The sequence below is a fragment of the Stenotrophomonas sp. Br8 genome, from assembly GCF_014763005.1.
GTDB classification, from domain to species: Bacteria; Pseudomonadota; Gammaproteobacteria; order Xanthomonadales; family Xanthomonadaceae; genus Stenotrophomonas; species Stenotrophomonas lactitubi.
This window is the reverse complement of the sequence record NZ_JACGTN010000016.1, coordinates 55,929-69,034: the sequence shown is the minus strand read 5'-3', so window position 1 is coordinate 69,034 and position 13,106 is coordinate 55,929. Positions and strand designations below refer to the sequence as shown.

The following is a 13,106-nucleotide window of genomic DNA, read 5'->3' as shown; positions in this document are numbered from 1 at the left end:
CACCGGCGGTCTGTCCGCCGGTGGGGAAAACGGGTTCTGCAGGGCCCGGTCGGATCAGCCCCGGCCCAGGAAGTACTCCAGGATGTGCAGGTGGTCTTCAAACAGCTGCGGGCCCATGTCCAGCGCCTCGCTGACCGGAATCCAGCGCGCCTTGTCGGCGTCGTCGCCACCGCGCACCGCCGGCAGTTCGCCAGCGGGGAATTCGAAGTGGAAGGCATGGGTGATGGTGCGGCCGCGCTGGCTGCGCTCGGGGTGGTCGAACACCTGCTGGCCCTTCAGCGAGCCCTTCAGCACCGGCAGTGGAATCTTCAGCCGGGTTTCCTCGCGCAGTTCGCGCAGGCAGCTGTCGAGCAGGCTCTGTTCCTGGCCGACGAAGCCGCCGGGCAGCGCCCACAGGCCCTTGCCCGGTGCCGAACGACGGCGGACCAGCAGTACGTGGCCCGAGTGCACCACCACCGCATCGGTGGTGACGAAGGTAGGCGCATATGGCGCATCCTTCCAGGCGGCCTTGTACTGCTCGATGAAACGGTACTCGGCCACCAGCTGCGCGTAGGCCGGTGAGCTTCTGCGGAACGCCTCGAGCATCTCGTACACCGGTGCCGGCACATTACCGCGCAGCATAAGCAGTGCACCGTGGAAATCCACGTCGCCGGCTTCGAACAGGTAACGACGCAGCTCGGTGGCCGACAAGGTAGCAGTGTGCTGCACGTCGACCAGCGGCCATTGCGGGAACTCCCGCAGGTAGTAGCTGGAAGCATCCTTGTCCATGCCGATCAGGCCGACCTTCGCATCGGGTGCGGCACCATCGTTGCGCAGGGCTTCGGCCACATGACGCTGCACGCTGGCGATCCACTGGGCTTCGTTGTACAGGTGGTCACGCAGTGGCTGGATCAGCAGGCGATCGGCGTTGCCATCGAGGGCGGCCTGGATCATCACGGCGCGTTCGGCCACGGTCCAGGGATTGCGCAGGCTGCGGGGGGTATCGGCAGAGCCGACCAGGAAGATCAGCTTGCGGGCCCTGCTCAGGGCAAGGCGGGCAACGGCGGCATGGCCGTTGTGGAAGGGCTCGAAACGCCCGATGAAGACGAAATAGTCGAATTCCATGAGAATCCCTCATGTCGTTGTGGCAGCGAAGGGTCTGTCCCTTGGCTTGCTGCAGATGCTACGCCTTCGGTGCCGCCGGTCAAGTATCCGCCAGTGGTGCCAGACAGCTGCCAGCACGGTGTGGTGGCTGCCTGCCGGCGACGTGCCTGCACAACTGCGGCGGTGGTCTCAGGCGGTGAGAGGGCTCCACGTCATACTGCATTCCTGGCGTTGGATGGGAGCCTTTCACACGTTCCCGTGCGCCGCGCCCAAGCGCTATGGCAATGACAGGCAGGTCTCACCGGTCCAGGGATGGCAGTACGCGCTGCGGCGCGCCGTTGGCAAGCGGAGGAAGGGTAGTGGCAGACAAGTACTGCGATCTGGTCATGAAAGGCGGCATCACCAGCGGCATCGTGTATCCCAACGCGGTGCTCGCACTGGCCCGCGAATACCGTTTCAAGAGCATCGGCGGCACCTCGGCCGGTGCGATCGCCGCTGCCGTGGCGGCCGCTGCGGCATACGGCGACCGCCGCCAGCAACTGGGCGAACACCTGCCGGGCGATGCGGGATATGGCGGCCTGTCGGCGGTGTCGGCACAGCTGTCGCGGCGTGGATTCATCTACAGCCTGTTCCAACCCGCCGCTGGCGCGCGCGCAGCGTATCGGCTGCTGGTGGTGCTGACCGGCAACGCCGGCTGGCCGCGCAAGCTGCTGTGCCTGGCTATCGCGGTGTTCCAGATCGCGCCGCTGGAAGTGCTGGTGTCGCTGGCACTGTTGCTCGGCCTGGGCTGGTGGGGCGGTGGCTGGAGCGGCGTGGCGGCGACCCTGCTGCCGTCGCTGTTGTGTGCCTATGGTGCAGGTGTAGCCGGGGCGGCGCTGCGCGTGGCACGGGTGGCGCGGCGCAACCTGCTGGGCCTGTGCAGTGGACTGAGCCGGGACACAGGCACGCCGGCGCTGACCGAGTGGCTGCATGAAAGCCTGCAGCAGTTGTCAGGCAAACCGATGGATGCACCGCTGACCTTCGCCGATCTGCACGACGCGCCGCGTTATGCGGGCGAGCCGGACAGCCCGCATGCGATCACGCTGCAGATGATCACCACCTGCGTGTCGCACAATGAACCGCGTACATTGCCGCTGGGCGGCGCGCAGTTCTGGTTCCTGCGCGAGGAATTCGAGCAGCTGTTTCCGGCCAGCGTGGTGCAGTGGATGGTCGACCATGCTGGTCCACCGCGCGAGGTTGAAGGCCGCAGCTATTACCACCTGCCGCAGGGCGCGTCGCTGCCGGTACTGGTGGCCACGCGCATGAGCCTCAGCTTCCCGCTGCTGATCAGCGCGGTGCCGCTGCATGAGCCCTCGCGTCGCGAGCGTCGCTGCGAGCCGACGTCGACTGCGGGAGGTGAGGCCGGGCACAACGTGGCCGACAGCATGGAGGGCCTGACCAGCGCCGGGCAGGCCTGCGGTCCGGTGATCACCGCGTTCCGGGTGTGCTGGTTCTCCGATGGCGGCATCAGCAGCAACTTCCCGATCCACCTGTTCGATGCGGCGCTGCCGCGCTGGCCGACCTTCGCCATCAACCTGGTTTACCCGCAACGCCCCGAGCCGGTGGTGCGCGAGAGCGACAGCCGCCAGGCGCTGGAACGCTCGGTGTTCCTGCCCACCGAGAACCGTCATGGATGGCAGCGGCATTACCAGTCCATTGCCACGCCACTGGCTGCCGGCGAACTGGGGCGCTTCCTGTTTGCGGTGGTGGCCACCATGCAGAACTGGCGCGACCTGCTGCAGGCGCGTGCGCCCGGTTATCGCGACCGCATCGTGCATGTGAGCCTGCAGGGCGACGAGGGCGGCATGAACCTGGACATGCCACAGGAGGTGCTGACCCGCATCGCCGACAAGGGCAGCCTGGCCGGCGCACGCTTTTGTTCGTTCTCGTTCGAGAACCATTACTGGATCCGTTGGCGCAACCTGGCCTCGGCCTACCAGCGCTACACGCTGGAGATTTCGCGCACCGACGATCCGGCGCAGCAGGTGCTGGCCTATCGCGCGGCCTATGCGATGGTGGCCACCGGCGCGCCGCCGCCGCCCTCCTACAAGTTGGGCTCGGAAGACAAGCGGTTGGCGTCGCAGCAGCTGTGGGGGTTGATGGTGGAGCAGGGACGCAGTTGGGATGACCTCGGTCCCGACCTCACCGACGGCTCGCCACGGCCGTTGCCGCAGATGAAGGTGACGCCGATCTATTGAGTGCGATCGATACAATCACTGCCCCTCTGCAAGGAACGCCCGATGTCCGCCCGTCAGCAACTGCTGGATCTGCTCGAACGTCTCGACGCCCGTGACCCGGAACACCTGCCGGTGGTGCCGCTGGTCACGTACTTCGAAGGCAACGATTTCGAAGAGTGCATCGCACCTAACCAGTGGGGCTACGGCCGCCCGCCGATCGCCGAGCTATACGCACGCCTGGCCGCGATTGCCGCAATGCCCGAAGTGGAAGGTGTCTACGTGGGCTTGCACCAGGATTGGGGCAGTGCGCTGGAAGACGACAGCGAATGGCCTGCGGCGGAGAACGTGCACGTGCTGACCAGCACCGACACGGCAACCGTGGAAGGTTGGCTGCAGGGCTTGGAATGCGATGGCGTCGGCGAAGGTTGGCCATATGGACAGCACATCGATGCACCGGTGCCGTCTGCGGGCAATCGCGTGCTGACCGTGTTCTGGGATTAGTAGATCCACGCCATGCGTGGATGAATCTCCATCGAAATCGAATAGTCGACAATTCATCGAAGAGCATCCACGCATGGCGTGGATCTACTGTGTCGACCAAGGTCGACACCCACCAACAGCGGCGGGAACCTGTCGAAGGCGGGGCGGGTCCGGTTACGGGGGTGTCCGCGGCATGGATGCCGCGGCCAAGCCCCCAGGGATGGGTTTACGGCGTCCCCCGCAACCGGACCCACCCCGCCATCCCACGGAATCCCCGCTGTTGCTGTTGAGGTTGCCGGCCAGCAGCCGGCACTACCGCTTCGGCGGGTGCAGGGCGCAGCCCTGCCGAACCAACCCCTACCTTCCCGGCAACTGGGTAAACGCGCGCTGCATGCAGTCCTCGCGCGGGCACACCCGGCAGCCCGGCCCGATCGACACTGAATTACCCGGGCTCTGCACGTCCAGCCCCAGCGAATACACCAGCCTGTCGGCATGCTGCAGGTCACAGCCCAGTGCCACCGCGAAGGTCTTGCGTGGCTGGCCGTGGCCCACCGGGCCGCTGCTGACCTGCCGTGCCAGCCAGAAATGACGGCGGCCATCGGGCATGCGCGCGGTCTGGGTGAGGATGCGTCCGGGCTGGTTGAACGCCTCGTAGACGATCCACAACGGGCACGAACCGCCCACCTGCGAGAAGTGGAAATCGGTGGCCGAGTGGCGCTTGGACACGTTGCCGGCGCGGTCCACGCGGATGAAGAAGAACGGCAGGCCCGGCGCGCTGCGGCGTGCCAGCGTGCTCAAGCGATGGCAGACCGCCTCGAATCCCACGCCGAACTGGTGCGCCAGCAGCTCGATGTCATAGCTGCTGGCCTCGGCCGCGCGCAGAAAGCGCATGTACGGCATCACCAGCGCGCCGGCGAAGTAATTGGACAGGCCGACGCGTGCCTGCGCGATGCGGGCCTCGTCGGTGAAGCCGGTGCGCGCGATCACCGCGTCGATCTGCGGCAGATAACCGCGCAGTGCGAGCTCGACCGCCATCTGGAACGCCTGCTGGCCCGGCTCCAGGTAATCGGGCAGCCACAACGTGCGGCTGCCGGCATCGTACTGGCGCTTCTCCCGGCCGGCCTGCAGCGCGGCCACTTCCACCAGCACACCGTGGCGATCGGCCAGCAACTGGCGCAGCCGGGGTGCCACGTGTCCCGGCGCCAGCCCCCATTCGGCGAACAGCTGCTCGGCCAGTTCATCCAGTTCGGGGATGTGGTTGTGCATGCGGTTGAAGAACTCGCGCACTTGGTCACCGGCCGGCAGCGTGCTGCCGGCGCCTGGCTCGCCCAACTGGAATTCCAGCGCGGCGGCATGTTCGCGCAGCGCCAGGTGGCGGCGGTGCAGGTCCAGCAACGCGCGGCTGACCTGCGGCAGGTTGCCGGCCAGCGCCCGCAGTTCGGTGGCGCTGACGTCGGCCAGGCCCAGGTCGCGCAGGGTCTCACCCAGCGACTCCTGCAGCGCGGCGGGCTCATTGTCGTCGAACAGGGCGGAAACATCGCCCAACACCTCGCCCAGCTTCTTCTGCACCGCTGGCGTCAGCGGGCGCTTGTTGCGCTCGATCTGGTTCAGGTAGCTGGCCGACAGCCCCAGTGCGCGGGCAAGGTCGGCCTGGCTATAGCCGCGCTGCTCGCGCAGGCGCAGCAGACGCAGACCGAGTTGGCGCTGGGGGGCTGAATAATTCACAGAATTAACAGTAATCGTGGCGGGCATTGGCCAGATTAAGCGGATTCAGCCCGGAAATCGAGGCGGGTGCTGTGAATAATGCCAAGCATCTTTCGCACCCCGTGGATTGTCGTCATGACTGTTGCAGCGCCCCGTATCCGCATGCTGATCGATGGCCAGTTCGTAGAATCGGCCACCTCCCACTGGCAGGACGTGATCAATCCGGCCACCCAGGACGTGCTGGCCCAGGTGCCGTTCGCCACCACGGGTGAAGTCGACGCGGCCGTGGCCGCCGCCAAGGAAGCCTTCAAGACCTGGCGCAAGACCCCGATCGGTACCCGCGCGCGCATCTTCCTGAAGTACCAGCAGCTGATCCGCGAAAACATGAGCGAGCTGGCGCACATCCTCACCGCCGAACAGGGCAAGACCCTGCCGGACGCCGAAGGCGATGTGTTCCGCGGACTGGAAGTGGTCGAGCATGCAGCCGCCATCGGCAACCTGCAGCTGGGCGAACTGGCCAACAACGTGGCCAACGGCGTGGACACCTACTCGATCATGCAGCCGCTGGGCGTGTGCGCAGGCATCACCCCGTTCAACTTCCCGGCGATGATCCCGCTGTGGATGTTCCCGATGGCCATCGCCACCGGCAACACCTTCATCCTCAAGCCGTCCGAGCAGGACCCGATGGTCACCATGCGCCTGGTCGAGCTTGCCTTGGAAGCGGGCATTCCGAAGGGCGTGCTGAATGTCGTCCACGGTGGCGAAGAAGTGGTCAACGCCATCTGCGACCACCCCGACATCAAGGCCGTTTCGTTCGTCGGTTCCACCCGCGTCGGCACCCACGTGTACAACCGCGCCTCGCTGGCCGGCAAGCGCGTGCAGTGCATGATGGGCGCCAAGAACCACGCCGTGGTCTTGCCGGACGCCAACAAGGAGCAGACCCTCAACGCGATGGTCGGCGCCGCTTTTGGTGCGGCTGGCCAGCGCTGCATGGCCGCCTCGACCCTGGTGCTGGTCGGTGAAGCGCGCGGTTGGGTGCAGGACCTGGTCGAGAAGGCCAAGACCCTGAAGGTCAGTGGTGGCACGGTCGCCGGCACCGACGTCGGTCCGGTCATTTCCTGCAGCGCCCGTGAGCGTGTCGAAGGCCTGATCGCGTCGGGTGTGGAGCAGGGCGCCAAGCTGGTGCTCGATGGCCGCAAGCCGCAGGTCGATGGGTTCGAGAAGGGCAACTTCGTCGGCCCGACCATCTTTGCCGGTGTCACCACCGACATGCGCATCTACCAGGATGAAATCTTCGGGCCGGTGCTGGTCATCCTCGAAGCGGAAACGCTGGATGAGGCCATCGCCATGGTCAACAGCAACCCGAACGGCAACGGCACCGCGCTGTTCACCCAGAGCGGTGCAGCCGCACGCCGGTTCCAGGAAGACATCGACGTCGGCCAGGTCGGCATCAACGTGCCGATCCCGGTGCCGGTGCCGCTGTTCTCGTTCACCGGTTCGCGCGCTTCCAAGCTCGGCGACCTGGGCCCGTACGGCAAGCAGGTGGTGCTGTTCTACACGCAGACCAAGACCGTCACCGCGCGCTGGTTCGACGACGAGACGCTGAGCCACGGCGTCAACACCACGATCAGCCTGAAGTAACAGCAGGGAGCAGCCATGAGCCACTCGATGACGACGGAACAGGAAGAAGCGCAGCAGGCGTACCGCGAAGCGGCGCGCGACTTCGCACAGGCCGAACTGGCGCCGCACGCCGCGCGATGGGATGCGGAGGGCATCTTTCCGCGCGAGGCGATCGCCAAGGCCGGTGAACTGGGCTTCTGCGGTCTGTACATGGACCCGGAAGTAGGTGGCAGCGGCCTGAGCCGACTGGACGCCGCCGTCGTCATCGAGGAGCTCGCCAACGTCGATCCGTCGACCGCGGCCTACATCAGCATCCACAACATGGCCTCGTGGATGGTGTCCAAGTGGGGCCAGCCGGCCCTGCGCGATGCATGGGGCAATGACCTGTCATCGGGCAGCAAGCTGGCCTCGTACTGCCTGACCGAGCCGGGTGCCGGTTCGGATGCGGCCTCGCTGAAGACCAGCGCCGTGCGCGATGACGATTTCTACGTGTTGAATGGCTCCAAGGCCTTCATTTCCGGCGCCGGTGCCACCGAACTGCTGGTGGTGATGGCACGCACCGGCGGTGCTGGTGCAGGCGGGGTCAGCGCGATCGCCGTGCCAGCCGACCTGCCGGGCATCAGCTACGGCCGCAAGGAAGAGAAGATGGGCTGGAACAGCCAGCCCACCCGCGGCATCACCTTCGAAAACGTCCGCGTGCCGGTCAGCCATCTTCTGGGAGAGGAAGGCGGCGGCTTCAAGCTGGCGATGAAGGGGCTCGATGGTGGCCGCATCAACATCGCCGCCTGCTCGCTGGGTGCTGCGCAGGGTGCGCTGGATGCAGCGCGCCGCTACATGGGCGAGCGCCGCCAGTTCGGCAAGGCGTTGTCCGAATTCCAGGCACTGCAGTTCAAGCTGGCCGACATGGCCATCGAGCTGGTCGCGGCGCGGCAGATGGTGCATACCGCTGCGCGCAAGCTCGATGCCGGTGCCAGCGATGCCAACGTGTGGTGCGCGATGGCCAAGCGTTTCGCCACCGATGCCGGCTTCAACATCTGCAACGAAGCCCTGCAGATCCACGGTGGCTATGGCTACATCCGCGAATATCCGATCGAGCGCCTGCTGCGCGACAGCCGCGTGCACCAGATCCTGGAAGGCACCAACGAGATCATGCGGGTGATCGTTGCCCGTCACCTGCTCAACACCGAAGAGGAACTGCGATGAAGGATTGGCGTACCCAGGAGCACGTGGGCCTGAAGGTCGAGGCCGATGGCCACACCGCCGTGGTCACCCTGAACAACCCGCCAGCGCATACCTGGACCGTGCACAGCCTGTCGGCGCTGCGCGACCTGGTGGGCGCGCTCAACGCAGACCGCGACATCTACGCGCTGGTGATCACCGGTGACGGCGAGAAGTTCTTCTCCGCCGGTGCCGACCTCAACCAGTTTGCCTCCGGCGACAAGGCGGCCGCACGCGAAGCGGCGCGCCGTTTCGGTGAAGCCTTCGAGGCGCTGTCCGCGTTCCGTGGCGTATCGATTGCCGCGATCAACGGCTACGCCATGGGCGGCGGCCTGGAATGCGCGCTGGCCTGCGATCTGCGCATCATCGAAGACCATGCCCAGGTCGCGCTGCCGGAGGCCACCGTTGGCCTGCTGCCGTGCGCCGGTGGCACCCAGAACCTGCCGCGCCTGGTCGGCGAGGGCTGGGCCAAGCGCATGATCCTGCTCGGCGAGCGCATCAACGCTGAGACAGCGGTGCGGATTGGTCTTGCCGAAGAAAAGGTCGGCAAGGGCGAATCCAAGGCGCTGGCACTGGAATGGGCGAAGAAGGCTGGCAAGCAGAGCCCGACCAGCATCGCCGCCTGCAAGACCCTGGTGCAGTCCACCCGCACCGGCACCCATGCTTCAGCACTGGTGGCCGAGCGCGAGGCCTTCGTCGATCTGTTCGACACCGCCGATCAGGTCGAGGGCGTGAGTGCCTTCCTTGAAAAGCGCGCCGCGCAGTGGAAGAACGCATGACCGCGGTTGACACGAACGTTGCCGAAGCACCGGTACTGTTCGAAGAACGCGCCGCTGGCAACGGCACGCGCATCGGCATCGCCACGCTCAACGCACCGCGTACGCTCAATGGCTTCTCGCTGCCGATGGCGCACCTGCTGCTGAAGCAGCTCAACGCCTGGGCCGACGACGACGGCATCGCGCTGGTGGTGCTGCAGGGCGCGGGCGAAAAGGCATTCTGTGCCGGCGGTGATCTGCACAGCCTGTACCAGAGCATGCTCGCCTACCGCGAGGCCGGCCACACGGACATCCGCGAGAACGACTACGCCGCCGAGTTCTTCGACGTCGAGTACCGCGTCGACTACCTGATCCATACCTACGCCAAGCCGATCCTGTGCTGGGGCCATGGCATCGTGATGGGCGGCGGCATCGGCCTGATGTCCGGCGCCAGCCATCGCGTGGTCAGCGAGCGTTCCAAGCTGGCCTTCCCGGAAATCACGGTCGGCCTGTTCCCTGACGTGGGTGGCAGCTGGCTGCTGCCGCGTGTGCCGGGCAACGGCGGCCTGTTCCTGGCCCTGACCGGTGCGCTGCTCAACCCCGGCGATGCGATCTATGCAGGTTTGGCCGACGTGCATGTGGCCGAGGAGCGCCGCAGCGCGGTGTTCGATGCGCTGCTGCAGGTCGCGTGGTCGGCCGATGCCGCACGCAACCACGAGCGCCTGTCGCAGCTGCTGCTGTCGTTCGCCAGCGACGCGGCTACCGGCCCGCTGCTGGCCAATGCCGCGCAGGTCGATGCGCTGTGCGAAGGCGATGATCTCGCCGCCATCGTCGAACGCATCAGCACCCTGCAGACCGATGACGCCTGGTTGCAGGCCGCACAGAAGACGCTGGCTGCCGGTGCGCCGGGTTCGGCACGGCTGGCCTTCGAACTGCAGCGCCGCAGTGCTGGTCAGGACCTGGCGAGCGTGTACCGGCTGGAATACATCACGGCCCTGCATTGTGCTGCGCATGGCAATTTTGCCGAAGGCATCCGCGCGCTGCTGATCGACAAGGACCGCACTCCATCGTGGAACCCGGCCACGTTGGTCGATGCCAGCCGCGCATGGGCCGATACGTTCTTCGCTTCTCCCTGGGCCGATGCCGCGCATCCGCTGGCCGACCTGGGTACCCCTGTCGCTGAAAGGAGCCTGGCATGAGCCGCATTGCATTCATTGGGTTGGGCAACATGGGTGGCCCGATGGCCGCCAATCTGGTCAAGAACGGCCACACCGTGCGCGTGTTCGATCTGGTGCCGGCTGCTGTACAGGCCGCAGTCGACGCGGGCGCCAGTGCTTCTGCATCGGCACGCGAAACCCTGGCTGACGCCGAGGTGGTGATCTCGATGCTGCCGGCCAGTCGCCACGTCGAAGGCGTGTACCTGGGCGACGACGGCATCCTTGCCGCGATTCCCGCCGGTGCGCTGGTCATCGACTGCAGCACGATCGCCCCGGCCAGCGCGCGCAAGGTTTCCGAAGCGGCCGCCGCACGAGGCCTGCAGATGATCGACGCGCCGGTGTCCGGCGGCACTGCTGGCGCGCAGGCTGGCACGCTGACCTTCATCGTCGGTGGTGAGGAGGACGCGCTGGAACGCGCCCGCCCGGTGCTGCAGGCAATGGGCAAGAACATCTTCCATGTGGGCGCCAGTGGCGCCGGCCAGGTTGCCAAGCTTTGCAACAACATGGCGTTGGGTGTGATCATGGCCGTCACCGGCGAAGCCATCGCGCTTGGCGTGGCGCACGGGCTGGACCCCAAGGTGCTGTCGCAGATGATGGCGGTCAGCACTGGCCGCAGCTGGGCTACCGAAGTGTGCAACCCCTGGCCGGGCGTGCTGGAAAACGCACCGGCGTCGCGCGGCTACAGCGGCGGCTTCGGCAGCGACCTGATGCTGAAGGACATGGGCCTGGCGGTGGAAGCGGCGATGAGCGTCGGCGCCTCGATCCCGCTGGGCGAAGTGGCCCGCAATCTGTATTCGATGAATCACCAGGCCGGCCGCGGCAAGCTGGATTTCTCCAGCGTCGTGCAGCTCATTACGAGCGAGAAGTGACCTGGTAGTGCCGGCCGCTGGCCGGCAACCTCATGCCCCCTTGCGGGACAGCGAAGGTGGGATGGGCGGATGCACGGTTTCGACCGGCATCCGCCCATTTTTTTGCCCAGTCGTTTGGTAGTGCCGGCCGCTGGCCGGCATCACCGCATCAGGCAACGATCAGCGTCACGTCGATGTTGCCGCGGGTAGCGTTGGAGTACGGGCAGACGATGTGCGCCTTCTGCACCAGCTCTTCCACCTGCTCGCGCGGCACGCCCGGCACGTTGATGGTCAGCTCGGCTTCGATGCCGAAACCGGTCGGGATCTGGCCGATGCCGACCTTGCCGGTCACGGTGGTGTCGGCCGGCAGTGCGACCTTGGCCTGGCCGGCGACGAACTTCAGTGCGCCGAGGAAGCAGGCCGAATAGCCCGCAGCGAACAGCTGTTCCGGATTGGTGCCCGGGCCGCCAGCGCCGCCCAGCTCGCGCGGGGTCGACAGCTGGATGTCCAGCACGTTGTCGGAGGACACGGAACGGCCTTCACGGCCGCCGGTGGAGGTGGCCTGGGCGGTGTACAGAACCTTTTCGATGGACATCGGGATGCTCCTGGTCAGTGGGTGGGTGGTGCGTTGGAGCCTACTTTGCCCGGATTCTGAACACGTTGGGTTACAACAAGTCCGAAAAATTTGATTGAACGTCCTGCCAGCCTAGATCGTCCATTCCCGGTCAGTGGTGAACATGATGGTCAGCCAGCGGTCCGGCGACGATTCGCCCAGCGCATCACCGATTTCGTCGCGCAGGTGGTCCCACTCCAGCAGGGGCCGCGGTGGGTCGTCCTCGCGCACCACGAAGAACAGCTCGATCTGTTCACCACGGCCTACCTGCGCCACATAGCTGCGGTGTTCGACGAAGCCGTGCTTTGCAACGATCGCCCGCGCCACCGCATCCACGTGCGCCTGCAGTTCCGGCGGCGTGACCAGCAGGATGCCGGCCAGCGCGCGCCGCACCGTGCCCAGCGGCGCGATCATCACCAGCACGCAGACGAACGCCAGGATGGCCGGATCGATGTACGGTCCGACCCATGCCCACGACGTGCCGTGCACCAGCACACCGCCGAGGAAGGCCGCCAGGTAGCAGGCCGACATGCTCGCGGCGATCACCCAGTTCTTCGCATCCAGCGCGATGAACTCCGAGCCGATGCGCCGGTTCGCACGCAGCACGAACCAGGCCAGCGCGCTCTCGGCCACGATCGACAGCGCCGCGAAAATGATCGCGGGGCCAAGCGCGATCTGCCGCCCACCGGACATCAGCGCATCGATCGCATTGACCAGTGCATACAGCGCTGCACCAATCATCAACGTACCGCTCACTCCCAGCACGATCGGTTCCAGGTGCCAGAACCCCATGGTGAAGCGCTGGTTGAGGCGCGACTGCAGGGCGTCGGTCTGGGTGGACAGCGCGATCAGCCGCGCGACCAGCAGCGACAGCCAGGTCATCACCACGTCGATCAGGCCGTAGATGCCATCGAAGATGATCAGCGAAGAATTGGCCAGCAGGCCGAACACCACCGCCGCTGCAGCCAACAGCAGCGAGCCGACGATGGACAGGCGCAGCACGCCCTGTTCGGTGCGTGTATCGAAATAGCGTTCGGTGGTGGCAGGCATGCGGGAATCCAGCGGTGAACGCGCTGCGGAAGCGGCGCTACACCATTCTATCCAGACGACCGCACGCCTCTGTGACCGCACTGACGCAGGCCCCGGAAAAGTCACCAGACTGGTGACGGTTTACGGATTGACGGGTGCACACCTGCAGCGTATCTTTTCAACCACGATGACATACAAGCCTCTGGCGACCGCCGGGGGCTTTTTGCGTTTATGCCGCCCGCGGCGCCTTGTCATCGTGCTTGCGGCCCTGCCATTCCTGGTGGGGCCGTTTCTGTTTCCGCCCCGACCCTGCCCCTTTTCGC

11 protein-coding genes are annotated in these 13,106 nt (G+C 66.1%); 7 read left to right on the top strand and 4 right to left on the bottom strand.

All coding sequences use genetic code 11. The annotated features are described in order from the left end of the window. Nucleotides 1–54 precede the first annotated feature (54 nt). Nucleotides 55–1,110, bottom strand: a complete 1,056-nt coding sequence (locus tag H3005_RS14395; protein WP_191078506.1) for a bifunctional nicotinamide-nucleotide adenylyltransferase/Nudix hydroxylase — start codon at nucleotides 1,108–1,110, stop codon at nucleotides 55–57. Between the two features lie 332 nt (nucleotides 1,111–1,442). Here H3005_RS14395 and H3005_RS14390 point away from each other — a divergent pair, with 332 nt between their 5' ends. After that, on the top strand, nucleotides 1,443–3,320 hold the full coding sequence (locus H3005_RS14390) for a patatin-like phospholipase family protein (protein ID WP_331273769.1): 1,878 nt from the start codon (nucleotides 1,443–1,445) through the stop codon (nucleotides 3,318–3,320). A gap of 42 nt (nucleotides 3,321–3,362) precedes the next feature. After that, entirely contained in the window at nucleotides 3,363–3,800 is a 438-nt protein-coding gene (locus H3005_RS14385; RefSeq protein WP_100554428.1) for a hypothetical protein, read from the top strand. A 336-nt stretch (nucleotides 3,801–4,136) separates the two neighbouring features. Here H3005_RS14385 and H3005_RS14380 read toward each other — a convergent pair whose 3' ends face one another. Continuing rightward, nucleotides 4,137–5,531, bottom strand: coding sequence for a short-chain fatty acyl-CoA regulator family protein (locus H3005_RS14380; RefSeq protein ID WP_191078465.1), 1,395 nt, complete (start codon nucleotides 5,529–5,531; stop codon nucleotides 4,137–4,139). An 87-nt stretch (nucleotides 5,532–5,618) separates the two neighbouring features. Here H3005_RS14380 and H3005_RS14375 point away from each other — a divergent pair, with 87 nt between their 5' ends. Genes H3005_RS14375 through mmsB form a run of 5 tightly spaced genes read left to right on the top strand, consistent with a single transcriptional unit; the run spans nucleotide 5,619 to nucleotide 11,162 of the window. After that, entirely contained in the window at nucleotides 5,619–7,124 is a 1,506-nt protein-coding gene (locus H3005_RS14375) for a CoA-acylating methylmalonate-semialdehyde dehydrogenase (RefSeq protein WP_100554431.1), read from the top strand. A 15-nt stretch (nucleotides 7,125–7,139) separates the two neighbouring features. Then, nucleotides 7,140–8,306 (top strand): acyl-CoA dehydrogenase family protein, encoded by a 1,167-nt coding sequence (locus H3005_RS14370; protein WP_191078464.1) that lies wholly within the window; start codon nucleotides 7,140–7,142, stop codon nucleotides 8,304–8,306. Next, nucleotides 8,303–9,100 carry an enoyl-CoA hydratase gene (locus tag H3005_RS14365; protein ID WP_100554433.1) on the top strand — a complete coding sequence of 266 codons (798 nt, stop codon included), beginning with the start codon at nucleotides 8,303–8,305 and terminating at the stop codon, nucleotides 9,098–9,100. Before H3005_RS14370 ends, H3005_RS14365 begins: the two co-directional genes overlap by 4 nt. Further along, nucleotides 9,097–10,275: an enoyl-CoA hydratase/isomerase family protein gene (locus H3005_RS14360; RefSeq protein WP_100554434.1), complete on the top strand. Its 1,179-nt coding sequence runs from the start codon at nucleotides 9,097–9,099 to the stop codon at nucleotides 10,273–10,275. The genes H3005_RS14365 and H3005_RS14360 overlap by 4 nt, the downstream gene beginning before the upstream one ends. Beyond that, a complete protein-coding gene (mmsB, locus tag H3005_RS14355) occupies nucleotides 10,272–11,162 on the top strand; it encodes a 3-hydroxyisobutyrate dehydrogenase (protein ID WP_089241468.1) in 891 nt (296 codons plus the stop codon). The genes H3005_RS14360 and mmsB overlap by 4 nt, the downstream gene beginning before the upstream one ends. A gap of 148 nt (nucleotides 11,163–11,310) precedes the next feature. Here mmsB and H3005_RS14350 read toward each other — a convergent pair whose 3' ends face one another. Both H3005_RS14350 and H3005_RS14345 read right to left on the bottom strand, forming a co-directional pair. Then, complete coding sequence (locus H3005_RS14350) at nucleotides 11,311–11,736, bottom strand: organic hydroperoxide resistance protein (protein WP_004153735.1); 426 nt, start codon at nucleotides 11,734–11,736, stop codon at nucleotides 11,311–11,313. Nucleotides 11,737–11,847: 111 nt separating this feature from the next. Next, nucleotides 11,848–12,804: a cation transporter gene (locus H3005_RS14345; RefSeq protein WP_100554435.1), complete on the bottom strand. Its 957-nt coding sequence runs from the start codon at nucleotides 12,802–12,804 to the stop codon at nucleotides 11,848–11,850. Nucleotides 12,805–13,106 lie beyond the last annotated feature (302 nt).

Bases quoted from the DNA above. Each gene is read 5' to 3' on its own strand.
- H3005_RS14375 (WP_100554431.1), top strand. From the start codon at position 5,619: ATGACTGTTGCAGCGCCCCGTATCCGCATGCTGATCGATGGCCAGTTC.
- H3005_RS14345 (WP_100554435.1), bottom strand. From the start codon at position 12,804: ATGCCTGCCACCACCGAACGCTATTTCGATACACGCACCGAACAGGGC.
- H3005_RS14385 (WP_100554428.1), top strand. From the start codon at position 3,363: ATGTCCGCCCGTCAGCAACTGCTGGATCTGCTCGAACGTCTCGACGCC.
- mmsB (WP_089241468.1), top strand. From the start codon at position 10,272: ATGAGCCGCATTGCATTCATTGGGTTGGGCAACATGGGTGGCCCGATG.
- H3005_RS14350 (WP_004153735.1), bottom strand. From the start codon at position 11,736: ATGTCCATCGAAAAGGTTCTGTACACCGCCCAGGCCACCTCCACCGGC.
- H3005_RS14360 (WP_100554434.1), top strand. From the start codon at position 9,097: ATGACCGCGGTTGACACGAACGTTGCCGAAGCACCGGTACTGTTCGAA.
- H3005_RS14365 (WP_100554433.1), top strand. From the start codon at position 8,303: ATGAAGGATTGGCGTACCCAGGAGCACGTGGGCCTGAAGGTCGAGGCC.
- H3005_RS14380 (WP_191078465.1), bottom strand. From the start codon at position 5,531: ATGCCCGCCACGATTACTGTTAATTCTGTGAATTATTCAGCCCCCCAG.
- H3005_RS14370 (WP_191078464.1), top strand. From the start codon at position 7,140: ATGAGCCACTCGATGACGACGGAACAGGAAGAAGCGCAGCAGGCGTAC.